The organism is Paraflavitalea pollutisoli, assembly GCF_029360705.1.
Taxonomy (GTDB): Bacteria; Bacteroidota; Bacteroidia; order Chitinophagales; family Chitinophagaceae; genus Paraflavitalea; species Paraflavitalea pollutisoli.
This window is the reverse complement of the sequence record NZ_JARKMX010000008.1, coordinates 3940072-3964945: the sequence shown is the minus strand read 5'-3', so window position 1 is coordinate 3964945 and position 24874 is coordinate 3940072. Positions and strand designations below refer to the sequence as shown.

At 50.4% G+C, this 24874-nt stretch carries 14 protein-coding genes; 6 read left to right on the top strand and 8 right to left on the bottom strand.

Annotated elements, in window-relative coordinates; all coding sequences use genetic code 11:
- Positions 1 to 125: 125 nt before the first annotated feature.
- Both P2W70_RS29385 and P2W70_RS29380 read left to right on the top strand, forming a co-directional pair.
- Positions 126 to 1226: an LptF/LptG family permease gene (locus P2W70_RS29385; RefSeq protein WP_276485151.1), complete on the top strand. Its 1101-nt coding sequence runs from the start codon at positions 126 to 128 to the stop codon at positions 1224 to 1226.
- A 303-nt stretch (positions 1227 to 1529) separates the two neighbouring features.
- On the top strand, positions 1530 to 2855 hold the full coding sequence (locus P2W70_RS29380; RefSeq protein WP_276485150.1) for a citrate (Si)-synthase, eukaryotic: 1326 nt from the start codon (positions 1530 to 1532) through the stop codon (positions 2853 to 2855).
- Positions 2856 to 2995: 140 nt separating this feature from the next.
- Here the strand turns inward: P2W70_RS29380 and recB are convergent, their stop codons facing one another.
- Genes recB through P2W70_RS29360 form a run of 4 tightly spaced genes read right to left on the bottom strand, consistent with a single transcriptional unit; the run spans position 2996 to position 12044 of the window.
- Complete coding sequence (recB, locus tag P2W70_RS29375; RefSeq protein ID WP_276485149.1) at positions 2996 to 6394, bottom strand: exodeoxyribonuclease V subunit beta; 3399 nt, start codon at positions 6392 to 6394, stop codon at positions 2996 to 2998.
- Between the two features lie 6 nt (positions 6395 to 6400).
- A complete protein-coding gene (gene recC / locus P2W70_RS29370; protein ID WP_276485148.1) occupies positions 6401 to 9574 on the bottom strand; it encodes an exodeoxyribonuclease V subunit gamma in 3174 nt (1057 codons plus the stop codon).
- A gap of 25 nt (positions 9575 to 9599) precedes the next feature.
- Entirely contained in the window at positions 9600 to 11405 is a 1806-nt protein-coding gene (gene recD / locus P2W70_RS29365) for an exodeoxyribonuclease V subunit alpha (RefSeq protein WP_276485147.1), read from the bottom strand.
- A 9-nt stretch (positions 11406 to 11414) separates the two neighbouring features.
- A complete protein-coding gene (locus P2W70_RS29360) occupies positions 11415 to 12044 on the bottom strand; it encodes a dihydrofolate reductase family protein (protein WP_276485146.1) in 630 nt (209 codons plus the stop codon).
- Between the two features lie 398 nt (positions 12045 to 12442).
- Here P2W70_RS29360 and P2W70_RS29355 point away from each other — a divergent pair, with 398 nt between their 5' ends.
- On the top strand, positions 12443 to 13423 hold the full coding sequence (locus P2W70_RS29355) for a GlxA family transcriptional regulator (protein WP_276485145.1): 981 nt from the start codon (positions 12443 to 12445) through the stop codon (positions 13421 to 13423).
- A gap of 47 nt (positions 13424 to 13470) precedes the next feature.
- Here the strand turns inward: P2W70_RS29355 and P2W70_RS29350 are convergent, their stop codons facing one another.
- Positions 13471 to 14565 (bottom strand): adenylate/guanylate cyclase domain-containing protein, encoded by a 1095-nt coding sequence (locus P2W70_RS29350; RefSeq protein WP_276485144.1) that lies wholly within the window; start codon positions 14563 to 14565, stop codon positions 13471 to 13473.
- A 162-nt stretch (positions 14566 to 14727) separates the two neighbouring features.
- Positions 14728 to 15954 carry an MFS transporter gene (locus P2W70_RS29345; protein ID WP_276485143.1) on the bottom strand — a complete coding sequence of 409 codons (1227 nt, stop codon included), beginning with the start codon at positions 15952 to 15954 and terminating at the stop codon, positions 14728 to 14730.
- Positions 15955 to 16088: 134 nt separating this feature from the next.
- On the opposite strand from P2W70_RS29345, the gene P2W70_RS29340 reads away from it, so the two are divergent.
- Positions 16089 to 16988 (top strand): LysR family transcriptional regulator, encoded by a 900-nt coding sequence (locus tag P2W70_RS29340; RefSeq protein ID WP_276485142.1) that lies wholly within the window; start codon positions 16089 to 16091, stop codon positions 16986 to 16988.
- A 360-nt stretch (positions 16989 to 17348) separates the two neighbouring features.
- Here P2W70_RS29340 and P2W70_RS29335 read toward each other — a convergent pair whose 3' ends face one another.
- Positions 17349 to 17966, bottom strand: coding sequence for a TetR/AcrR family transcriptional regulator (locus P2W70_RS29335; RefSeq protein ID WP_276485140.1), 618 nt, complete (start codon positions 17964 to 17966; stop codon positions 17349 to 17351).
- Positions 17967 to 18038: 72 nt separating this feature from the next.
- On the opposite strand from P2W70_RS29335, the gene P2W70_RS29330 reads away from it, so the two are divergent.
- Positions 18039 to 19193: an FAD-dependent monooxygenase gene (locus tag P2W70_RS29330; RefSeq protein WP_276485139.1), complete on the top strand. Its 1155-nt coding sequence runs from the start codon at positions 18039 to 18041 to the stop codon at positions 19191 to 19193.
- Here the strand turns inward: P2W70_RS29330 and P2W70_RS29325 are convergent.
- Complete coding sequence (locus P2W70_RS29325; RefSeq protein WP_276485138.1) at positions 19190 to 22426, bottom strand: AsmA family protein; 3237 nt, start codon at positions 22424 to 22426, stop codon at positions 19190 to 19192. The two genes, P2W70_RS29330 and P2W70_RS29325, sit on opposite strands and share 4 nt — an antisense overlap.
- A gap of 524 nt (positions 22427 to 22950) precedes the next feature.
- Here P2W70_RS29325 and P2W70_RS29320 point away from each other — a divergent pair.
- The gene (locus P2W70_RS29320; protein WP_276485137.1) at positions 22951 to 24867 is read left to right on the top strand and encodes a transglutaminase-like domain-containing protein; all 1917 of its coding nucleotides are present in this window, start codon (positions 22951 to 22953) and stop codon (positions 24865 to 24867) included.
- Positions 24868 to 24874: the final 7 nt, after the last annotated feature.

Here is a 24874-nt window from a genome sequence, read left to right as displayed (position 1 = left end):
CCGGCCCCAGTCTGAGGCATTCTTAATTAAGTGATAAGATTGCCTTTTTTAGCCCTTGGGGGGCCACCTGCTCACTATTTTTACGCTACATTTGCCAGCGCCCGGCCCGGCCGGTAGGCTTAGTTATGAAAATACTCGACTGGTACATATTAAAGAAATTTCTTACCACTACATTGTTCATTGCTTTGATCTTTACCCTGATCTCTGTGGTGATCGATACGAGTGAGAAGGCGGATGATTTTGTGAAGTCGGGGTTGTCGACCTACGACATCATCATGAAGTACTACATAGGGTTTGTGCCTTTTATCCTCTCCATGATCTTCCCGTTGATGGTGTTCATTGCGGTGATCTTTTTTACTTCCAAAATGGCCGGCCGGTCGGAGATCATTGCGATCCTCGCGGGGGGAGTACGTTTCAATCGTATGCTGCGTCCCTATTTGATCGGCGCTTTGTTATTGGGTGGCTTTTTCTGGTATGCTTCGCAATACCTGATCCCCAAGGCCAACGTTATCTACGGTAATTTTCAGTCAACCTACATCGATAGTAAGAGCTCTTACGAGCAGGGCGAGTACAGCAAAAGAGGCCGTAACTATTATATCCGTATCGACTCCAATACGTTTGCGGGCTTACGTAATTATGACACGTCTTCCAAGGCTGCGCATGGCGGTTTCTTTATGGATCGTATGCAGGGTACCAAGCTAGTGTACAACCTGCGGGCCGAGTCGGTGAAGTGGGATACCGCCAAGCGGAAATGGATGCTGGAAAATGCGGTGGAGCGTAAGATCGACGGATTGAAGGAAGAGGTGAAAGCCATCCCTTCCATGCCGATCCGGCTGAATGTGCAACCCAATGAGATCAAGTACGATAAATACCTCAAAGACAAGATGACCACGCCCGAGCTGGTCCGTTTTATTAAAGCGGAAGAAGCCCGGGGAACGGAAGGGTTGAATGATTTTAAAGTGGCCCGCTATCGCCGGGATGCTACACCGGTTTCTATTGTCATCCTGACCTTGATCGGGGCTACGGTAGCAGCGCGCAAAACGCGGGGCGGCAGTGGTCTGCACATGGCTACCGGTATCATCACGGCGGCCATCTTCGTGGTGATGGATAAGTTCTCGCTGACGTTCTCCACCAAGGGTAATTTCCCGCCCTTACTGGCTGCGTGGGTACCCAATATGATCTTCGGTACGATAGCCATCTGGTTATACCGTACGGCCCCCAAATGATCGTTGTTCATCCCTTTTATGAACTTCCTCGTGTCCTTTACAAATAAGGCTGGAAAGCTATTGCCTACAGGTGTGGTATTGTACTGTTATGATGGTGATAATGCCAAGCAATTAGGAAAGGATTAGAATAAAATAAATAATTATGAGGTTTATTAAAAGCCTATTAATTTGCCAATATTATCGGTGTTTGCCTCAACTCCATTGAATTAATTTTGTTCTATTGGGCGAGTTTGGTTTAACTTTAGCGGCCAAGAAACAAGCACCTGTAAATTCTTCCTTTTTCATATATAATCTTGTTGCATCATGGGTACTCTGAAAGATAGGTTCAAAGCAAAAGCAGATACGGCAGCAGTAGAAATTAAAGATCTCCTGAAAGAGCATGGCACAAAAGTAATCGGTGAAGTACAGTTATCGCAGGTGTACCAGGGTATGCGCGGTATTACAGGTCTGGTTTCTGAAACTTCTTTACTCGACTCCCAGGAAGGTATCCGTTTCCGTGGTTACTCTATTCCCGAATTACAGGAAAAACTGCCTAAGGCCAAGAACGGCAGTGAGCCCTTGCCCGAAGGTCTTTTCTACCTGATGCTGATCGGTGAATTGCCCACTGAAGCTGATGTTGCCGACCTGAGTGCTATGTGGCAACGCCGCTCTCATGTGCCGAACCATGTCTTTGATGCCATCGATGCTTTGCCCGTGACTGCCCACCCGATGACGATGTTTGTTTCGGCGATCATGGCCCTGCAAACGGAAAGTAATTTCGCCAAGCGTTATGCGGAAGGCATCAACAAGAAAGATTACTGGGAGCCGGTATTCGACGATGCGATGGACCTCATCGCCCGCCTGCCCCGTGTAGCTGCCTATATCTATCGCCGGAAATACAAGAACAACCAGCATATTCAACCCAATGGCTTGCTCGACTGGGCAGGTAACCTGGCGCATATGCTGGGCTTTGAAGATGAAAGCTTCAAAGAACTGATGCGTTTGTACATGACCATCCACGCCGATCATGAAGGTGGTAACGTATCAGCACATACTACGCACCTGGTAGGTTCTGCTTTGAGCGATCCTTACCTGAGCCTGGCTGCCGGTATGAACGGTCTTGCGGGTCCTTTACACGGTCTCGCGAACCAGGAAGTGGTGAAATGGATCTTTGAGATGCGTGAGCAGTTGAAGAACGAAAGCCCTTCCCGCGAAGAGATCGGTGAATACGTAAAACAAACCCTCAACTCTGGTAAAGTAGTGCCTGGTTATGGTCACGCTGTATTGCGCAAGACCGATCCCCGCTTCACTGCGCAAATGGAGTTTGGTAAAAAGCATATGCCCAATGATCCATTGGTACAAACGGTTTGGAACATCTATGAAGAAGTGCCACCGATCCTGCAATCACTGGGTAAGATCAAGAACCCCTGGCCAAACGTAGATGCGCACAGCGGTGCCCTGCTGGTTCACTACGGCATGGTGGAGTATGAGTTTTACACCGTACTGTTTGGTGTAAGCCGTGCACTCGGTGTACTGGCGAGCCTCATCTGGGACCGTGCGCTGGCATTCCCGCTCGAAAGGCCCAAATCTGTAACAACTGAGTTGGTGAAGAAATGGCTGAAAGGGGAAGACAATATCTGGGGCGAATAATTGACCTCCATAACTATATCGAAACGGCTATCGCAGGATAGCCGTTTTTTTGTGCCTTATAGCGGCAGAATGAGCTGTTTTCGGGAGTTTTTCAACCCATATTTAGGCAACGCTTATGCTGCAGCTGCCAGTGTCGTCTCTTAACTTAGTATTCGTTCCAATGCCTGTATTTTTTCAATAGGTGGTTTGTGGGTGAAGATGCCGGTATGGCTGTTGGTGCGGACACCCCGCACAAACAAATAGATCACACCTCCGAACTGCGTGTCATAGTCGAAGGAGGGTAGGCGACTCTCCAGGTATTTCTTGACGGCCACCGTGTAGATCAGGTATTGCAAATGGTAGTTGTGTTCATTCATGGCCCGGGCAATCGATGCCTGCGAGTAATCGGATACACTACCCCCCAGGTAGTTCGATTTCCAGTCAAGGATATAGTATCGCCCCTCATGCTCGAAGAATAGGTCGATCTTACCATTCATCATCCCTTCCAGTACATTGCCCGGCAATCCATATAGGCTTCTAATCAATATAGTCGTTTGTTCATCTCCCAACGCATGTAGTGCTTCCGGCGCAAAGCCCGGTACCGGGAAGTCGAATTCAAACTCCGTCATCTTCTTCTGCCAGGCCGTCTCTGACAAGGAGAATGAAGTAGCCTCCCCCCCGATATTGGTGTACAATACCTGCTTCAGCATTTGTTCCAACATAGGCTTGTACGTTTCTTGCTGACCGGGCGCAAAGCGCCTGATGGCTTCGTCGAGCCACTTCTCCCAACGGCTGTCATCCTCAAACGGAACATTCTCGAAGATGAAGTGCAAGAAATTACCGGTCTTGGCACCACGACGCAACTCCTGGAAGATGAAGTTGTCGTAAGCTTCCGTAGAAGGGAAGGACCTCGGCGGCGACACATGTTCCTGTTGTGCTGCCAGCATCGTATAACTCAGCTTGCGCCAATGTTCTTCCTGTAGGACAAAGTTGATGGGGGCAGGTGCTTTGGTGGGTTGTGTTTCCACTGCCTTCCGGCTACGCACAGCAGCCGGTGCTTCGCCCTCTTCTTCCTTCATGGCCACCAGCCTGGGATCGGCCTGCGTGAGTGCCTGTACAAAGGTGGCCAGTGTAGAGTTCTTGTAATAGAGGTTTCTAAATATAAAGCAAGTGTATACGGCCCTTGTAATGGCAACATACAATAGCCGCCGGTTCTCCTGTTCGGACTGTTGTGCAAACCACAACTGTTGTCGCTCGGTGAGGCGGTTTCTCTCTGCACCTATGTAATCGCCGGTATCTGCGTCGCGGAAGCTGACAAACTCCTGTCGCTTGCTGTCTACAAAGTCCAGGAAGGGGGCCAACACGATGTTGTACTCCAGTCCCTTGCTTTTGTGTATTGTTACAATGCGTACGGCCGCTTCATCGCTTTCCATGCGTTGCAGGTATTCATCTCCCTCGGCCGTCATGCCATCGATACCCCGCTTGAGCCAGGATAGCAATTCTGGTACAGACAGGTTCTTGCGGCTCTCTGCCTGGTGTACCAGCTCGATCAACTGAAACAGGTTGGTAATGATCCGTTCGCCATCTCCCGCCGGTGCCGCTAATAATACCTGCTGCACCCGGAAGTCATGTACAAAATGCATGAGCGCCGTGTAAATACCATCCTGTTGCCAGCGGTTTTTATAGCCGGTAAACAATTCCAGCACCACGCCGTCGTCGAGTTGCAGTACCTGCGCCGTATCAAAGCCTGTAAAGGGTGATAACAAGGCCCGGTTGATCGAAGAACGGTCGGGGCGTGCAATGGCTTCCAGGAGGTACAGCAAATAGCTGGCCTCCTCCGACTGCAATACTTTGGCATCATCGATCGTAACGGCTGGTATGCCCAGGCGGGCGAGTTGTGCTTTTACATCCCTGCCCTGGGCGCCGGTACGTACGAGGATACCAATATCTGCCGGCACGATCTTGCGGCCTTCCCCTTTTTTATCGATGGTGTATTGGTCCGTGTGTAATAGTTGTGCTACCTGTTGGGCTACCCCTTCCAATAGCAAAGCGCTTTTGGGGTAGGCATAGATGGTTACTGCAGGTGCTTCTTCCCCTTGTCGCATCAGGCTGCCCTTGCTGTTGTGCTCAGGACTTTCGACGGGAATATAGTCGATGACGTTCTCCTGCTCACCAAAGTAAAAGGTATCGAACCCGTCCCGGGGTAAAAAGAACTGGTTCATGCCTTCTATCATGCGGCGCGAGGAGCGATAGTTATGGTTCATGCCATAGAGATGGCTTACTGCATCCCTTGCTTTGAAATAGGTAAAGATGTCGGCCTTGCGCCAGGCATAGATGCTTTGCTTGGGATCTCCGATATAGAATAAGATGGTACCGGTACCAAAAGCTTTGTCGAAGATCTCGAACTGCTGACGATCCGTATCCTGAAACTCGTCGATGAAGACGGCCTTGTATTTCTTGCGCAACACCTCTACGAGCTGCTGGTTGTCGCGGACTACGAGCGCCTGGTGCAGGTTGCCGATCAGGTCGTCGTAGCCCAGTATATTGTTGCGCTCTTTGTAAGCTGCTATACCCTTGCTGACTTCCTGTATGGCCACGTAGCTGATGTGCCGGTAGATCGCCTGCAGGGCCGTGGCCTGTCCTTCTTTAACGGCTTCGCGCTGGTTGATCAATTCCACGAGGTCCGGGAATAATTTCACCACATACTGGGTGTCTTTTTTACTGCATACTGCTTCTATAAAGGCTACTGGATTGCTGAGGCTGGGCAACAGACTCTTCTTTGCATTGGCATTGCTTTCGCACAGGTTGCGCAATTCGCCCTGCCGTTGGGCAATGTGTTCCTGCAGATCGTTGTTGATCTTCTCCAACCTTGCCTGCACAACAGTGAGGTCATGCAGCCACTCTTCCTGTAAACCGGGGGTAAGGCTATAGCGCTCGTGGGGCTGGTAGCCGGGATAACGTTTACCCGCCTGGTGGTTGGCCAGTATTTCCGTAATAGAATCCTTGAGTTCTTTATGCCAGATCAACTGCAGTAAAGGGGTGGGTAAGGTGGTGATGTATCGACGCCAGAACTTATTGATCTCTTCTTCTATGACTGGTGTAAAGTCGGGCAACATTTCTGCCCCGAAAAGCTGGAAGGTCTCGAAGGCAAATTCGTTCAGTGCCAGCTGACAAAAGCTATGGATGGTCAACACGGCCGTTTCATCGAGGAAGAGCACGGCATCCTTGAGTTGTTGCAACACGGCTTCATGGCCGTTGGTATCGACTGCCTGTTGTACCAGGGCGGCAATGTTGGTATCAGTAATCTCCTGTCCTTCGGCGAATTTATGCGCCGTACGGATAAAGAGCCGTACGCGCTCTTCCAGTTCTGCGACCGCCGCTTTCGTAAAGGTTACCATGAGTATTTCCTTTACCGAGATCTTTTGTTCCAGCACCAATCGCAATACCAGGATGGCAATGGAATAGGTTTTGCCGGTTCCCGCACTGGCTTCGATCAGGTTGCTATCCTGCAGCGGCACCGTTGTCGCGTTGAAATCACTATATGGGTTGGTCGTACTCATGTATTGCTAGTCGTTGTAATAGCCGGGAAATAATTGTTCCAGTGGAACGATCACCGTGTTGGCAACCGATTTGTATTGGGCCATCGCTTCTTCCGTATCGAAAATGCCTTTCCCGTATTCCGGTTGGATATAAGGATCGGATGTCATATCCAGTTTCTCCTTGACCTGCCGGGTAAACTTCTCAAACGTCAGCTCGCCGATCTGTTTCGGCTTGATGTCGAAGTCGGGATAGAAGGGCAGTAGCTTTTTAAGTCCGGCTGCATAGATGGTCACCAAAGCTGTCAATTGCTGTATGGCGGCATCCTGCGTGATGCGTGTGGCTGGATAGTATTGCTCTTTCTTGATGCCCGAGATGAAAGTGGCACCCGTCAATACGCCGACTGCTACCCCGGCGAGGTAACGGATATAGGTTTCTACCAGGTATTTGGTTTCATGCTTTGACCAGGATACATAGATCAGTTGCTGATCGAAGATGTTTTGAAGGGTGCCCTTCAGCAGGCTGTTTCCCAGGGGCAATACAATGGAGGCTGTAGTCGGCGTGGCCTGTTTGGTGCAAGTCTCATACAAAGCCCTGACGGGGCTTACCTCTTTGGCAGCCAATTCCAGGGTGACCGGCGCCATGTTCTTGAGTGGCAACTCGCCCGTCATGACCAGTTTTTGCTGCAGCTCCTGGTTGGGTTGTTCCAATAACAAGCGGTTGCGCAGGCTCCACTGTTGCAGGTTATCGAGGCTGAATAGTTCGGTATCGTTGAGCAGTACTGGTTCGTCTTCGTAATAAATTCCCAACACTTTATTGTAATAGACCTTGAAGGGATTCTTGAAGAACCGGACCAGGTCTTCCAGGTTGATCTCTTCCAGGTCGGGCGATTCGATGGGTTTGTTGTTCAATATCACCGAACGTACCGGCGCTGTATGATGATCGAGGTAATTGTAGAGTCCCGGCTTTCCGCTGTTGTATTGATGACTGAAGCTTTGCAGGGGATGGTGCGTCACCAATTGCTCACGGACGGGTATATTGGCGCCTGCTTCTATATAGTCCAGTAATTCATCTACCAGTGCCGACGGCGGCAATGTTGTATTGTCCCGGGCATTCATGCCGCGGTAACTGATGTAGAGGTAATCGCGGGCAGACAAAATGGTTTCGAGAAACAGGTGCTTATCGTTGTCTTTGATATTCCGGTCACCCACCTGGCGCTGACGCGTAAGCAGGTTGAAGCTGGCCGGTTGCTCGCGCCGGGGAAACTTGTCATAATCAAGCCCCAGGAGCGCCACCACTTTAAAAGGGATGCTGCGCATGGGCACCATGGAGCAAAAGGTAATGCCACCATTGGCAAATAGACCGGCTCGGGTCGTGTTTTCCAATATCTGCAAAAAGTTGTGTGAGAAGACTTCAAAGCCTACCTCGTCGGTCATGTATTCCTGCAGCAAATTGTAGTCGGCCAGAAATTCCATTAATGCATGGTAGTCTTCGTTGGTGTCTTCGTCGGGCTCCAGTACGAGATTGTGCAGGAGGTATTCGATGTATTGTACCCAGCCGGCTACCGGGCGCGGTGCTTTCCGTTGCCTGACTGCGTCGATCAGCAATTGGGCGAAATGGCAAAAGCGAATGAGTTCCTGGGTTTCGCTGCCTTCCAGCAGATCGAGGGGGATGAACCGGTCTTCACCGTCATCATAGTCCATTTCGCCACTCATGCAAATGCCATACATAATGCGCTTGATACCGTATTCCCAGCTTACCAGGTGGGTGTCGTCGTCCTTTCTGCCAGACAGGCCAAAGCGGATATTGGCGGCGTCGACGATCTGTCGGATGCGCACCACATCGGTGAGGGCGAAGCGATTGCGGATGAGCGACGAGTCGAGTAACTGTAGTACAGTCTCTGCCTTGAAGTTCTCCTCATTCAATTGCAGGATAGATTGCAGGGCGGTGAAGATGTTGTCGGTTTCGTTGAAGCTTTCATCAGCAATGACAAACCTGAATTTGTACGGTGCATTGTTGAATACTGCTTTTATATAAGGTGCATAGCTATCGATATCGCTGACCATGACGACAATATCACGCGGCGACAGCTGTGCCTGTCGCTGATCGACGAGGTGTACGAGGTAGTTGTACAATACTTCCACTTCGCGGGCGATGGTGTAGCAGGCATTGATCTGGAGCGAGCCATCTTGCAGGTCGCCCGCGGTGACCTTGTTGCGGCTGTCGGTGGCTGCGTGGAAAATATCGTGCTGCAATTTGTGGAGCAGGTTATCGGCCCGGGGAGTTTTGATGCCTACGTCCTCATAGGCATTGAGGAATTCATCCTGCTTGAAGAAGAGCGCGAAGGAGTCTTGCACAACGCGTCCCCAGTTGGTGAGGAGGGGATTGCCGGCTGCATTGCCTTCGGTATTTTGGTATCCTTTCTGGCGCCAGCTGGCCAGTTGTTTTTCGCTGCGGTCATCGAACCAATACACCAGCGGGGCGGGGTTGATGAAATAAAAACTGACATCGATGATGGCGGATAGCTTGTGCAGTATTTCTACATGCCAGGCCGTGATGATCGACAATCCAAACAATTGAATTCGGGGTAGCCGACGCTGTAACAGCAATTGGCTGGCAGGATCTTTCAGTTTGTCGAGAATCCAGGTGCCCACCATCGTCTTGTCGGGGAGTTTATCGCCGGCCGCCTGCTTGGCTTTTATCCACAGGTGTTGTTGCCAGGTATGGTCGGCATCGCCGGTGTTGTCGCCTTCATTCCAGCGCTTGATCATGTCGGCCCGGTACACCTGGTATTGGTCAAAGAGATACGCCACTTTTTCGGCGAGGGCCATGCGGCGAGTGTCGGCTTCCTCTCCCGCGTTGCGGTAATAATCGGCAATGGCGGGAAAACGGTGGATGAACTCTTTTTCACCCAGTAGTTTGAAGAGCAACCAGCTGAGGTTGGAGGCCGATAGCATCTCTGCAAAAGGACCACCCAACAGAAAATACAGGTGGTGAATAAAGTCGTTGGGCTTGAGGAACCGACAGTTGGCCATGATACCCTGCTGGTGGGCAATCTGTAGCTTGAGCCAGTTGTTCATACCCTCGGTCTGGGTAACGATATGATGTGGGTCGAATACGCCAGCGCTTGCTGCGGCGAGGTTTTGGACCATCTCTGCAGCAAGGCTATCGAGTGAATTGGAGACCTTTAGATATAATGCCATGTAGATACCTGGTAGTTATTGTTGTTTATTGTGCACCCGATTGAAAACGGGTGGCGATGCCGGACGCTCTTTCCACGACGCGCTGGGTGGCCAGCAGGATGGTGTCGGCTGCACCCTGCAGGTATACTTTCTTTTTGGCCCTGGTTACCCCTGTGTACAGCAACTCCCGGGTGAGCAGGGGTGAGTCGGCCATGGCTGGCAACACCACCAATACTTCATCAAATTCCGATCCCTGGCTTTTGTGGATGGTCATGGCGAATACGGTTTCGGCTTCGCTGAGGTAGCCAGGCATGATGGATTTGAGGGTACCGCTGCTGTCTTCGAACCAGGCCATCAGTATGCCTTGTTCATTGGCGCGGATGAGGCCGGTGTCGCCATTGAAGAGACCGTGTTCGTAATAGTTGCGGGTAAGGATGATGGGGCGGTTCTCATAAAAAGGGTGTGCCTGTTGTATGAGCCTTTTGCTATCCAGGTATTTTTCGATGCGCATATTCAACGCCTTCAGCCCCTGGTCGCCTTCCCGGATGGCGCAAAGTACCCGCAGGTTGTTCATCTTCTTCAGGGCGGTGCGTATATCTTTCTCTGCAATGAAGGCGGTGTAACCGCCGATGAACTGTTCAAACAGCTGCTGGTCGTACGCGGTATCGATATGTACCTGCTCGTCTGTATTGGTTTGCAGGAAACGTTCCAGTACCGGCGTATCGTTTTTGATCACCGCTTTGCTGAAGGAGCCGATGCCGCCAGACCCGGTGAACCGGTGGCTACGCCGGAGCTCTACGAGGTGCTGGAATAGGGGATGGCTATCGTTTTCAGTGGCCTGTTGTTGCGGCAGGCGTGTCAGTGGGTCTGCTATAAAGGCGTTGATGAGGTCGAGCCGTTCGGGGGTAAACCCGTTGAGGGAGTTTTGTGCCAGGCAAAGATCGCCAAACAAACTACCTGCTTCTACCGAAGCGAGCTGGTCTTTATCACCCAGCATGATCAGTCGTGTGCCCGGTGTAATGGCGTCGAGTAATTTGGCAAACAGGGCGACATCGATCATCGAGCATTCGTCGACGATCACCACGTCGTAGTTGAGTGGGTTTTGCCCGTTGTGCCTGAAATAAGGTGTACCGGGTATGGGTTTCAACAAACGGTGCAGGGTTGCTGGCTGCAGGGTTTGGAATTTTTCTAGGATCTCGGCTTCCAGCGGCAGTTTGGTGGTGCGCAAACTTTCGGCCATGCGCGCTGCCGCTTTGCCGGTAGGGGCTGCCAGGGCCACTTTCAATGCCGGATTGGTGGCGTAGAGGATCGATAATATTTTTGCTACGGTAGTGGTCTTTCCGGTACCGGGTCCCCCTGTGATGATCGTAAAATTGTTGAGCAGCCCGGTGATGGCAGCTGCGAGTGGCCAGTCGGCCAGGTCGTCTTGCGTGTCGGCAGCTACCGGTGCCGCCTGGGCAAAAAGCCGGGTGATAAAAGGACGGTGTTGTTCCAGCAACTGCAGGCGGTGAGGCAGGGTCGTAGTTTCCGAGGCCAGGAATTGCCGGATGCGATCGAGGAAGGCTGTCTCGTACCGGAAATAGCGTTGCAGGTAAAGCCTGTTCTGGAAAAGCACGAAGGGGTGTTGATCGTTACCATCTTTGCCCACCAATGGAATGTGTTCGAGTTGCCTGCTGCCTGGTGTAATGAAGTAGGCAGGAGGTAATTCGGCTGCACTGGCCGGCAGCTGGTCGAGGTGCAGGCATATATGGCCTTCGCTGAGCTTTTTGGAGAGCAGCCATGCGTAAGGTTTCAATGCCGGTATACCAAAATACTCGGCAAATTGCTGGTGAACATCATTGAGCGCATGCATTGGCGCAAGTTAACGTATTGGACGAACAAGCGCGTGTTTGCGCTGGGCGGGGCGGTTGACGGTGCGGGGGGCTTTGCCGTAGTACAGGATGACGACGCCCGAGCTGAAGGCTTTCGTGCGGAGCAGTTGCAGGGCGGGCATGTGGCGGATATTCTGGAAGAGAGGTACGCCCCTTCCCAGTGTGATGGGGTGTACCCATAAAACATATTCGTCGACGAGGTCCAGTTGCGTGAGTTTGGATACGATGCTGCCGCTGCCGAATACGATCATGTTGTGGCCTGGTTGTTGTTTCAGGGCCAGGACCTCCTTACCGATGTCTTTTTTAACGAGGCGGGCATTGCGCCATTCGACGGTACGCAGGGTGCGGGAGAAAACGATCTTGGCATAATTGTTCATCATGCTGGCATAGTTGCCCTCCTTCAGCCCGTGTGCTGTATTGTTGGCTTCGTAAGGCCAATAACTGGCCATGGCCTGGTAAGTGACCCGGCCCAGCAGGATACTGTCCATCATGCAAAGCTGTTCATAAGCGAAGTTGGCCATTTCCTCGTTCCAGTGGGGGAAATGCCAGTCGAGTTCGCCGGCAGGGCCGGCCATGAATCCATCGAGTGTCACATTGATTGAGACGATCAGCTTACGCATCTGCAAAGTATTACAGCTACAAATCTAGTCTGCACGGGTATGTGGGGACCTGTGTGGTTGCGACTAAATACGGGGTTGTTGCGACTTGTGACTGGTTGGTTATACGTTAGTTGCAGGCGGGTGCTGCATTAGGGATAGGTTGATGTTGCGACATATATTGATATCCAAAGGGATAGCTTTGAAGAATACTCGTTTCTGTATTAATTTACTACCCGTCTGTCGCAAAAAGGGTTTGAATCTATCCGGGTAATGTGCTAAATTTGGTAGTACGAACGACAAATTACTCCCCTTTTTATTTTCCAAACGGCAATCTGAACACTGCCTGCATCCAGGTATTGGATGAATTTTATTCGGATGTATCATAAAATATATCCGGCTAACTAAACGATTATTTACGGATGAAACACGTATCGATCCTTGTTCCGGAAGAAGCGGTAATGACCAGCATTTCAGATCCCCGGATGATGTTTGCCGCTGTCAATGATTTTCTGCAAAGGGCGGGTAAGGCCCCCTTGTTCAAAGTGGAACTGGTAGGGCTAAGTAAAGAAGTGCAGCTTTACCAGGGCTGTTTTTCCGTGCACGTCGATACCCTGGTCAAAGACGTGCCCAGGACCGACCTGATACTGGTGCCGGCTATCAGTGGTGATCTTTCCAAAGCCTTGGAGAAGAACAAAGACTTCATTCCCTGGATTGTGACGCAACATGCCAAGGGGGCGGAAGTCGCGAGCCTGTGTATCGGCGCCTTCCTGCTGGCGGCTACGGGGTTGCTGGACGGTAAGCGCTGTTCTACCCACTGGATCTATGCCAATGAGTTCAGGGATATGTTCCCTTCCATTACCCTGGTCGATGACCGGATCATCACGGAGGAAGAGGGATTGTATTCCAGTGGTGGTGCCAATTCGTATTGGAACCTGCTGATTTACCTCGTCGAGAAATATGTAGGTCGTGAAATGGCGATCCTGGTGTCGAAGTTCTTTGCCATCGAGATTGATCGGAAGAGTCAGTCGCCCTTTATCATGTTCAACGGACAGAAGAAACATGAAGATGAATCGATCCGGGCGGCGCAGGAATTTATCGAGAAGAATGTTACGGAAAAGATCTCGGTGGAAGAGTTGGCGGTACGTTTTGCGATCGGCCGGCGTCATTTCGAAAGACGTTTTAAGAAGGCTACCAATAATACACCGGTGGAGTATATTCAACGGGTAAAGATCGAGGCTGCCAAAAAGCACCTGGAAAACAGTCGCAAGAATGTGAATGAGGTGATGTACGAAGTGGGCTACAGCGATACCAAGGCTTTCAGAACGGTGTTTAAAAAGATCACGGGTCTTTCGCCCATCGATTACAAGAACAAGTACAATAAAGAAGCAGTGGTGGCTTAGGCTGCCGCTGCTACGCATAACTAGTTCCAGGTCCCGGTTGGTAACTGCTAGCCGGGCACCGGCTTCACGGCCACCAGCATCACTTCTTTTTCTTTTCCTTTCAACCGTATAGCCCCCAGCGAACGGGTTATGTAATTCCGCACGGAATAGAGTTCCGAGAGCAGATCGGAGGAGGCAATCACTTCCTCCTGTAATTCACCGCATTTCTGCAAAATGCGCGAGGTGGTGTTGAGCACATCGCCCGAATAAGTAATATCCCTTTTGATGATGCCTACTTCGCCGGCAATGACCCGGCCACAATGTATGCCTGCTTTAAAGGTAGGTACGAGGCCGTAGCGATGCAGGTATTTTTCCTGCAAACGCTGGATGTACAATTTCATGTCGAAGAAGCAGCGCAGGCATTGCAGGTTTTCCTTCCCATCTTCATAATTCCAGGCGATGACCACTTCATCGCCTACATACTGGTAAATACTTCCTTTGTTTTCGAGAATAGGTGTGGTGATATCGGCAAAGAAATCTTTGAGCAGGGCATGGTAGGTTTCATCACCCAATTGCTCGGCGATGGTGGTGGAGGAGTTGATGTCGAGGAACATGAAGATCCTGTTTTGTTCGCGTGGCGTATTGTACCGCCCCATGATGATGTTCCAGAAATCGCCCTGACCAAATTTCCTGTTTACCTGTAGTAGTAGTTGCGTGATGCCGACTACAAAACCCCAGAAGATGGTGGCCTTGATGTGGGAGCTGTCTTTCAGGAAAGTTTTGAAAGCAGCCCAACTGACGGGATCGGAGAGTGGCTTGCCGGTTCGCATGGGGATGATGATGATGCCCATCAGTACCGAAAGGAATGCAACGATCAGTAATAAAGTGACGCAAACAATGAGGATGGTATAGCCATACGGTTTATCCTGGTATTTAACGTTGACATAAAAGATCAACAACGCGCCACCGGTGATGGCCCCGAAAAAGCCAGCCCCTACGTTGCGGGCTGCGGATACGAGAAAAGAATATTTATCCGACAAGCCGGTGGTATTGTCGGTCAGCAACACCAGCAGGTCGTATACGCTCATGAACAATCCCATCAGCATCCACGCGATGGTGACAACAGCCAGTTGCTTGCATTTAAGTTGGGTAGCCCTGTTCAATGCGTTTGTTTTAGGCTATGAAGGTACTATGGAAGTCAGACTTGGCAGTGTGGTAAAAAGGACCGGGAGCGGTATTGTTGCGACATTAAATCGCCCATAAAAACAGCCACCGGCATGGCTGCCGATGGCTTGTATTGTATTGAGAAGGGAGTATGGGTGTTGTTATTGCTTTGCCAACCGGGCGCTCCACGCCGTAACGCCAATGGCGGCTACAACGAGCAGGGCGCCGACCCAGGGCGTGGCTCCCAGGCCGAGTGGCGAGGCAACGATCAGCCCACCGGCATAAGCACCGATGGCGATACCGATATTGAAAGAGGCTATGTTGAAGGCAGAAGCTACATCGGCGGTGCCAGGCAATTCTTTAGTGGCAGTTTGTACTACGTACAACTGTAGACCCGGTACGTTCATGAACGAGAGGGCGCCCAGCACAAACAAGGTGATTAATGCGGGTATGGTGTAATGCACGGTGAAAGTAAACAGGAACAGCACGGCGGCCTGCAACACAAACATCCAGAGCAAGGCTTTCAACGGTTGTTTATTGGCGGCCTTACCACCTGCGATATTGCCGATAGCGATGGCTACTCCATATAAGAGCAAGACCATATTGACAATCGACTCCGATAAACCGGTGATCTGTTGCAGGATCGGCGACAGGTAGGTGAAGGCTACAAACGTACCTCCATAACCCAGTGCTGTCATGGCGAAGGCCAGCAACAGGCGTTTGTTGGTGATGACCTTCAATTGAGTTTTGAAGGAAGCTGCCTTTTCATTGGCCAGCTGGCCTGGTAGCAATATCCAGCTGGCGACGAGTGATATGATGCCGAGTACAGCTACACCGATGAAGGTGGCCCGCCAGCCGAATTGCTGGCCAATATAAGTACCGAAAGGAACTCCGGTAACGATGGCGACTGTTAGTCCGGAAAACATGATGGCGATGGCGGTAGCTCGTTTTTCGGCAGGCACCAGGGCTGCTGCGATGGTTGCGCCAATGGAGAAGAACACGCCATGGGCAAATCCGGTCACGATGCGCGCGATCACCAGCGACGCAAACCCAGGCGCAAGGGATGCCAACCCGTTTCCAACAGTAAATAAAACCATGAGCAGGATCAGCAATCGCTTGCGGGGTACGCGACTGGTAAGTGCAGTCAGGATGGGCGCGCCGATGGCCACGCCTATGGCGTAGAGGCTGACGAGCAGGCCGGCGGAGGGCAGGGATATGTTAAGGTCCTGCGCCATGGTGGGCAACAGGCCTACGATCACAAACTCGGTAGTGCCGATGCCAAAGGCGCTGATCGTGAGGGCCCAAAGAGCGGCTGGCAGCCGTTTGCTGCCGGTAACGGGTGCTGCGGCTGGTGCCGGCACGGCTATCGTGTTGGTACTAATGTCCATGTTTTATGTTTTTTCCAGTGTGAGATGGCGGCAATCGTGGGCGCTAGCGGTTAATAGGATAGCAAATGTCCAAAGAAAATAACTATTATCATAATAGCTTAAATTATACATTTGCATCAGAAAAATGATTGAATATGATACTTAACCTGGAATGGCTGCGCACCTTCAAAGCGATCTATGAGCACGAAACCTTAACGGGCGCCGCGCAAGCATTGTATATTTCGCAACCGGGAGTGAGTCTACACCTTAATTCGCTGGAGGCCTATACGGGGTATAAATTATTTGACCGCTCGGCCAAGAAAATGGTGCCGACCGAACGGGGAAAGGTCCTGTACAATTTTGTGTTGGAGCCGATCAGTAAGCTGGAAACGGCTGAGCAGCTTTTTCACAAGAGTACCAAGGCTGACCGCCCTACCATCAGCATCGGGCTTTGTTTCGAAACCTTTCAGTTTACGCTGGAGAAGTATATATCGTCGTTGCCCTTCAATGTGATCATCAAGTTTGGTCATCATCCCCAAACCACGCAAGACCTGGACAAAGGTGTGCTGGACCTGATCATCACTCCCTATAAAGAGGAATATAAAAATCTTGAGTTCAAGGCTTTTTCGAAGGAAAAGATCGTACTGGTTTGTGGCTCCAAGACCAATGTCAAAGGACTGGCTTCTTTGCTGGAGAAAAAGAAGATGCCCGAGGCGGAAGCTTTGTTGAAGGAACAATTGTGGTACAGTACGGCTGCCGATATGGATCATCTGAAGCGGTTTTGGCAAATGAACTTTAAGCACAATATCGACTTCAAGCCCAATTACATTGTACCCAATATCAGTTCCATTGTACGGTGCCTGAGTGGCAATCATGGGTTTTCGGTCATTCCCGATTTTTTGTGCCGGGAGGAGATCAGTTCAGGTAAGCTGAAGTTGGTATGGGAGGGCAGTCCCTGCATCGAGAACACCCTATATTTTGGTACACGTAAGAAAACGATGTATGAAAAGGAGATCAGTAAGGTGAAGGAGATCTTTGAAGAGCAAATGGTATAAATCGAAGAGGGCGGGACATGTATTGACTTTCCACTTTCCCTGATCCCTGGTGCCCGGCAGGAGACAGACCATAGTCGGGATACTACCCGATCAGGAGCCGATAAGCGGCCGGGTCTCTATAAGGTCTCTATAAGGTCTCTATAAGGTCCCTGTAAGGTCTCTATAAGGTCTCGATAAGGGTGCGAAATGCATGGAGCGAAAGTTTGCGGAAAGACCGAAAATGTGGAGTATGAGTGGTGAGAATCCAAATAACAGCTCAATTAAGGCACGAGACCAACCTACAATGTACGATGCCGGCCAGGCCATTTCCTACGAGAGCGGCATTTTTCTTTTTGCAACCTGCTTGAAAATGTCAGCAATCTATTGGCTGTCCTGTAGCTGTTTCAGCCCCTTTGCGGTTAGGTAGGGGTAAAACATATTCCAGAAGATCTTGTTGTAATAATCGAGGGCTTTTTTTCCGCTGAGTTGCAGCGTGATCTCATTGCTGGATAACCAGAAGTCGGATACGATGAATACCTGGTGGATGAAGAGTTCCAGTACTTCTTCCGGTATATCTTTCCGAAAGATGCCCTTTTGTTGCATGATGGTAAAGAGCTGCATGAACTGCGGCTTTCTTTTTTTCAGGTTGTCTTTATAGTGTTTGGTGATCGCTGGCAGGCGTCGGCCGATCTCCACAAAATATAAAAAGATAAAACGGAAGGAGTAGATCAATTGATAGCTGGCTTCCACGCCTTTTCTGAAGGCCTCCAATTCATCCGATAGTTGTGCCGGTGCGGCTTGCAGCAACTCATCGAAGCGGGCAGCGAGGCGATCGTACAGGGCCTGTATGATCAGGTCGGTATTGGCGTAGTGATATTGCAGGTTGCCATGGCTGATGCCCATCGACTGGGCGATGTGGCGCACCGTGATGGCGTTGATTCCCTGTTCGTTGAACAATTCGAGGGCAGTATCCAGTATCTTTTCCTTGGTAGCAGACATAAAATAATATTTAGGCCATGTGGCCTAATATCGAAATGATTAGTACATTTGACCTAAAATTACGACAATTTTATGAAAGTCATCATTGTAGGCGCCGGCATCGGCGGTCTGACGACTGCTATTGCCCTGCAATTACGGGGTATTGCTTACGAAATATATGATGGGGCGCCGGGTAACCGTCCATTGGGAGCTGGTATTACACTAGGGGTGAATGCGATGCGGGTATATGAAAGGTTGGGCGTAGCGACAGCCATCCAACAAGTGGCGATGTTGCCCACCTACCTCAACATCTGTACAAATTCCGGTACGGTGTTGCAAAGCATTCGCAATGCTGCGATGGAAGGGCATTACGGAACGGGTACTTACGGCATCCACCGGGCAACCTTGCAGCAGATTCTATTGGATCATGTTGACCAGCCCGTGCAATGGGGTAAGCGTTGTTTGTCTATTATTGAGGGAACTGATCATGTTGCGGTGCATTTCAGTGATGGCAGTGAAGCCAAGGCTAATATCGTCATTGGGGCGGATGGTATCCGCTCGGCTGTACGGGAATCGCATATCGAAACGGGGCGTTACCGGTATTCGGGGCAAACCTGCTGGCGGGCGATCGTGCCGATCGATTTGCCGGCGAAGGAATTGGTGACCGCCTCCGAAGTGTGGAGCAATAAAGGGGGCGGTTTGCGGGCCATGTATATGCAGGTAGGGCCTAAGCAGGTATATTGGTGGATGACCGTTGGCCGGCCCGAAGGTTCTCAATGGGTACCCGATCAAGCGTTGGCTTTTATCCGGGAGCAACTCCGTGACTTCCACGATTATATGCCGCAGGTTTTGGAAGCGTTAAGGCCAGAATATTTGATCCATGGCGATCTGCATGACCTTGCTCCCTTACGGAGCTGGTATCGGGGGCGTGTTGTTTTGGTGGGCGATGCGGCGCATGCTACCACGCCGAATATCGGGCAGGGGGCAGGGCAGGCGATCGAAGATGCCTGGGTGCTGGCACATAGCCTTGCGATCACTGAAAACTACAGCTCCGCTTTTGAGCGCTATCAACAGGTACGCATCAAGCGGGCGCAAAAGATAGTGGATGTATCCTGGCAACTCGGCCAACTGACCAACTGGAAAGGCCGCTTGCTGACCAGTTTGCGGAATGGGTTGATGCGCAGCGTGCCGGAGCGTATGATGGAGCGGCAGCTGAAATACATGTTTGGCGTAACACTGGAAGGCTAGCTTTTCTTTGCCTTACCCAGCTTTACTTTATATTCTTCTGGTGTACCACTAATGGCAACATTGAGGAAACGTACTTTCTTGTCTTTATCGCGGTATTCGATGGCGTCGACCTGGTCGGTATCTACTTCTTCCTGTTTTTTTCCAAACAACATACGCCAGCCTACCTGGGTGACCATTTTCAGCGGAATGCGCACGAAGTATTCCATGTTCATGTTCAGCGACTGCTTGCCGGATATTTCCAGGAAGCCGAGCGACGAATTGATGTTCATGGAAGGAATGGTCAGCGCACCGTCTTTGAAGGTGAGCTTATTGCGCAGGGTGTCGAACCGAACGAGGTTCAGGTTTTTGTCTTTGAAATAAGAAGACATGGCCTGCATAGGAGCGAAGTTGACAAGTACTCCATCGTGAATGTCTACATCGAGATGGGCTTCCGTGTGTTCCAGTACCGGGGTAAGATCGGGATGCAATTGTACGTAACTCCGGATCTGTCCGGTGAGTTTACCGCGGATGTTTTTATTGATCACATAGTCCTGGCCGAGGTAGTCGAGCTTCAGGAGCATTTTTTCGAGGTTCACATCCCTTACTGTAATCCGGCTGCGCAGGTTGATCTTTTCTGCGTTGCTTCCGTTGAAATGTGCCCGGGCGGCAATATTACCTTCTGCCATGTCCATGCGCAGGGTGTCGAGGTACAGCTGCTGGTTTTCCTGCATGCGGGCATTGGTGAACAGGTTCTTGATCCAAAGACGTTGGTATTTGATCTTGTCGATTGCTACGGTTGCGCGGAAATTGATGAAGGGTATGTTGAAGATGTTGAAATTGGCCGCGTGCGACGTATTGGATACGGTAGTGGCCTTCACGGGTGCCTGCGCTACCAGCAAGCTATCCGGTAGGGGAGCATCCGCATCGGTGAACTTGTAGTTGGACAATTGGTCTACATCGAGAAAGCGGGAATGGAACTGCAGGTAATTCTCTTTGGCTTTACGGGCCGAATCTTTGCCGGTATACAGACGCATGCTGATGTCGAAATCGCTGCGACCGATCTTGCCGCGCAGGGTGTCGATGCGTACAAAATGGTCGGCGCCCATTTTGATGTTGCCGCTCAGGCTATCGATACGGAACGGATGTTTGGTGAGCTCTCCGGATATATTGGCAATCCTGATATTGGCAAAGCGGAAGGTGGAGTCGTATTTGAGTTCGGTTTTGGAGCGCAGCCAAAGGTTGTTGGCTACTTCTTCATGATAGCCTTTGGGGACGTATTCGCGGCTGTAGCGGCCCAACAGGTCGCGCATGGCCAGCCGGGTCGACTTCAGGTCGAAAGCAATCACTGTTTTACCTCGTTTCACCTTATTGAACCATAGCGCGTAATTGTTGACGCGACCACTGAAGCGCAGGTCACTGCTGTCGATCTTGCCGTTAAAATTGCGGAGCAACAGTGCGGTGTCGTTGATGGTGAGTTCTGCACCAAAGTCCTGGAAGGCGTGTGGATAGTGTTTGAACGACGCGTACAATTCTTTGATGTTGAACTTGCCTTTGGGCAATGGTTGGGGGTGCCTCAGTTCCTGTACCGAGGTTTCCAGTGCCAGCGCTATGTTGAAATGATTGATCTCTTCTTTGGCCTTGTTGCTTTTGGCCGTATCGAAGGCCAGCAATTCTTTCATCACCATCTTATTACTGTGGGCGCTGAAGGTAAGCTGCACAGGTTTATCCTGGTGGTGAAACAAGGCCGGCAGATCGCTCAGGGAGCCTTTAGCAAAGAAATCGGAGTTGGCAATATGGAAGGCGAGTGAATCGAGGGTGACGAACCCATTCTTCATACTTGCGTGCAGGTTCAGGTCTTCCACATGGTGGGGATAGTTGGGGATGCGGAAGGTCAGGTCGCGCACCGACAGTTCGCTCTGAATGCCTTTAGTGAGTTTCCCGATCGATTGTTCGGGTTCACTCATGTCTACCAGTTCTTTAAAATCCATTTTGAGGCGCACCTGTCCGGTAATGCGTTGAAGGTCTTTTATGCCGAGGAACTTGCCGATGAACTCCAGTTCGAGGTCGGAGTCGACTTGCATCAGGATATGCGGATCGGTAAAATCGCGCAATACGAAATTAGCCTGGAAGATGCCAGTGCCCGGACGTGCGTGCACGTTGAGCAGGCGCAACTCAGCCGTCTTGAGGTTATGTCCGGCACCGTTGGTAAAGTATCCCTTAAAGGCCAGGGAGTCGAGCTTCTTATCGGCTTCTGTATTGTGTACCCAGGCATCGGCGCAGGAGAAATTGAGCTCTATAAAGGGTAATTGTCCTGCCTGTAATTTCCCCTTTACGGTACCATCGAAACTAAGCCGGCCATCGTAGTTGAAATGCTTCAGGTCTTTTTTGATACCATCCGGGTCAAAGGAGAAAAGTTGGTTGAAGTCGGGGCGGTCGCCGGTGATCTTGAGGTCGATCATATTTCCGTTGAGCCGATCGATCGTGCCGGCGATGTTGAACTGAGCGGCCTCGAGTTTCAGTTTGGCTACTGGCAGATCGAGTACCTGTGTCAGCTTGTTGTAGGTGGCATCGATCTCCGTTTCCAGGTGTTTGTTACGGAAGAGTGTGGTATCCCCCGGCCGGGTATAATCGAGTACTGCTTTGCCGGACAGGTGTGCTTTGAGTAGCACACTGTCGGCTTTTATGGCCGATTGGATCCTGTCTATCCGGGCAACAATGTGTTGCTGGCTGGCCTGGTCGAGGTAGGACACGCGCATGTTGCGCAGTACTACTTTTTTCAGGTCGAGGTCCAGCGGGGGTGCCGAGGTGGTATCGACGGTACTGGTGTCGGCTTTCATGGTCAGCGCCTCTACGACGTTGATGCGGCCAACCGTGTCTTGCACGATGTCGGCATGTCCATTCTTCAGCACAATGATCTTTGCCCGGTATTGTTGTTTGAGGATGTCTGTCAGCGTGAATCCTACCAGCATGCGTTCTGCTTCGTACGCTGCCGGTGTCGTTTTTCTTTTACTCGTGTATAGCTGAACGTCGTTGAGGCGTATGGAGATGTAGGGGAAGTTTTCGAAGGCGGCAATATCGCTGCTGCCAATGACCAGTTCCCCGGGTAATTCTTTGTTTAGCTGTTCCAGTGCCATCCTGACGAGGCGCTGTTGCTGGTTATAGAGTATGGCGACGGCGATCAGTACCAATACGATCAGGGCTATTGGGAAAAGCAAGAGGAGGCGGATGAGTCTTTTGCGTGTTTTCCTGGTCATAGGTTCGGACGTTTTGTTGCGCAGCGGGTTTGCGCCCGAAAATAGCTTGCAAATCGCAGATATCAAACGTTTTAAGAGAATTCTAACATTGGTCGTCGTGCACAGTTACCCGCCAAATCGACACAGTTTTCGCTCAAAACTGCACGAATATCGGTTTGCCCGATGCGGAAAAGGTTTGTATTATTTCTTTGCGGCCGGTAGACCCGTTATTAAAAATTGTAATGGAAGACTTCCAGGCTGGTATATTTGTAATGTGATGATGATCAGGGAAGTATTGGGGGATATTGTGTGGGTGATACTGGTTTTGAAATACAGGCATCTTCCTTTAAAGTATATGCGAAGTAGCCGGGTTTTTTTACAATAAACAAAATCAAGGATACGTTTTTAACGCGATGGATAACCATTTCCGTCAAATATTATAGCAACGCTCTAAACCCGAACTAATGATCATGCCCGCTCTTTCCGCCGACAGGCCCTGCGTGCCTGGGCGTTTCCTTTCGCCTCCTCTTCAAGCTGCCCGTTTTATGCTAATGACTGTATTGTTGTGTTGTACGACAGTATGGTTGCAAGCGCAGCAGATAGCGGTCGATGATGCGGCCGATGCCGACCGGCTGGCCAAATTGTATAAGGACGACAATGTGATCTGCAAGTCGTCTTACCATTACTACACCTTCGATAAGGGAGTCAATGCCCTGAATGACAAGGTCGTGGTGGTGCAGGAGGATGCAGAGTTGGAGTTTATGGCTTTGAAAAAGTTTGCGGGTATTACCTACCCGGAGTTCTACAATAGATTCATCCGGCTGAAAACCTTTAAGAAGGCGGTAAAGGTAAACACCAAGTTTATTACCTCCGAGCGGTCGGGCATTGACCGGGCTGTTACTGACGAGAACATCTTTTTCGATGATAGTCGCGTGCAATATTATCCGATCCGGTTTTCGGATAAAGGCAATATCGCCCGCGTAACGGTGAAAAAAGAGTATACCGATGCCAAATACCTTACCCGCCTTTTCTTTTCGGCGCCTTACCCCGTTTCTGAACAGGTGTTTGAGTTTCGCGTACCAACCTGGCTAACGATTGATTTTAAGACCTTCAATTTTGAGGGTAGTAAGGTGGAAAGGAAGGAAACAAAAAAGGGTGGCTATACCAACTATGTATTTATCCTGAAAGACATCCCGGCCAGTAAAGGCGAGTACAAACAAATGGGTAAGGCCTACACGGAGCCGCACATCGTTATCCAGGTAAAGTCTTTCGAAAGCAAAGGCGATGTACTGAAAGGTTTTGACCAGACGGCGGACGTGTACAACTGGAACAACCGCTTGTACAAGATGGCTGAAAATGATCCTGCCAAATTGAAAGCTACCCTTGCCAGGATCACGGCCAACGCTCCCACGGAAGTGGATAAGATCAAAGCCATTTATTATTGGGTACAGGATAAGGTGCGGTACATTGCTTATGAAGATGGCTATTCTGGTTATATCCCCTCTTCTGCCCAGGATGTATTGACGAATAAGTATGGTGATTGTAAGGGTATGGCCAACTTGCTGACGGAATTTTTGAAGCTGGCTGGTTTCGATGCGCATTTTACCTGGATCGGCACCCGGGCACTGCCTTATTCACAGTCACTGCCGGCTTTGTGCGTCAATAACCACGCTATCACGACGCTCTACTATAAAGGCAAGGAGTACTTCCTCGATGCAACCGAGAAATATGTGCCGTTTGGCGAGAATGCTTACCGTATTCAGGGTAAAGAGGCAATGGTGGCAAATGGCGATAAGTTTGATATCAAGAAAGTGCCGATGACCACGGGTGACGAGCATAAGATATTTACCAAGGCTGATTTTTCACTGGCCAACGACTTGTTGAGCGGAAAAATTCAGGTAACGCTGACCGGCAATGAGCGGAAGGATTTTCACCAGATGTACCAGGATCTGCCCAATACAAGCCGGGAGAAGTTCTTAAATGGCTACCTGGAGTTTGATAATGACAACGTACAGGCTTCCAATGTGAAGACCAGCGATCTCAATAACCGGGATATTCCGATCCAAATATCGGGTAATGTGGAATTGGCCAACTATGTACAGGTGATTGCTGGCGATAAATATGTAAACCTCGATTTCTTCCCCAAGACGCTCAGTCGGTACATGCCGGATGAAAAAAGGAAGAGTGGGTATGACTTCGATTATGTATTGAGCTTTGAAGATGAGTTTTCGCTGACCATCCCATCGGGCAAGTTTGCGGATATTCCGGAAAAGCTGGAGCTAAAGTTCGACGGTTATGAATTCCGGGGGCAATACGTTGTAACCGGTAATAAGATCGTTCTGAAGAAATACCTGGTGTTGAAGAATAGTACGATCCCCCAGTCTGATTTTGCGAACTGGAAGAAGTTCCTGGAGTCCATCAAATCTTTCAGCAGCTATTTCTTCAGCATCACTTCTAAATAACCCGCAC

What these genes read in the sequence shown, in the direction of transcription:
- recD (WP_276485147.1), bottom strand. Translation starts at nt 11,405, where the DNA reads ATGCATGCGCTCAATGATGTTCACCAGCAATTTGCCGAGTATTTTGGT.
- recC (WP_276485148.1), bottom strand. Translation starts at nt 9,574, where the DNA reads ATGGCATTATATCTAAAGGTCTCCAATTCACTCGATAGCCTTGCTGCA.
- P2W70_RS29325 (WP_276485138.1), bottom strand. Translation starts at nt 22,426, where the DNA reads ATGACCAGGAAAACACGCAAAAGACTCATCCGCCTCCTCTTGCTTTTC.
- P2W70_RS29330 (WP_276485139.1), top strand. Translation starts at nt 18,039, where the DNA reads ATGAAAGTCATCATTGTAGGCGCCGGCATCGGCGGTCTGACGACTGCT.
- recB (WP_276485149.1), bottom strand. Translation starts at nt 6,394, where the DNA reads ATGAGTACGACCAACCCATATAGTGATTTCAACGCGACAACGGTGCCG.
- P2W70_RS29345 (WP_276485143.1), bottom strand. Translation starts at nt 15,954, where the DNA reads ATGGACATTAGTACCAACACGATAGCCGTGCCGGCACCAGCCGCAGCA.
- P2W70_RS29320 (WP_276485137.1), top strand. Translation starts at nt 22,951, where the DNA reads ATGCTAATGACTGTATTGTTGTGTTGTACGACAGTATGGTTGCAAGCG.
- P2W70_RS29385 (WP_276485151.1), top strand. Translation starts at nt 126, where the DNA reads ATGAAAATACTCGACTGGTACATATTAAAGAAATTTCTTACCACTACA.
- P2W70_RS29380 (WP_276485150.1), top strand. Translation starts at nt 1,530, where the DNA reads ATGGGTACTCTGAAAGATAGGTTCAAAGCAAAAGCAGATACGGCAGCA.
- P2W70_RS29335 (WP_276485140.1), bottom strand. Translation starts at nt 17,966, where the DNA reads ATGTCTGCTACCAAGGAAAAGATACTGGATACTGCCCTCGAATTGTTC.
- P2W70_RS29340 (WP_276485142.1), top strand. Translation starts at nt 16,089, where the DNA reads ATGATACTTAACCTGGAATGGCTGCGCACCTTCAAAGCGATCTATGAG.
- P2W70_RS29360 (WP_276485146.1), bottom strand. Translation starts at nt 12,044, where the DNA reads ATGCGTAAGCTGATCGTCTCAATCAATGTGACACTCGATGGATTCATG.
- P2W70_RS29355 (WP_276485145.1), top strand. Translation starts at nt 12,443, where the DNA reads ATGAAACACGTATCGATCCTTGTTCCGGAAGAAGCGGTAATGACCAGC.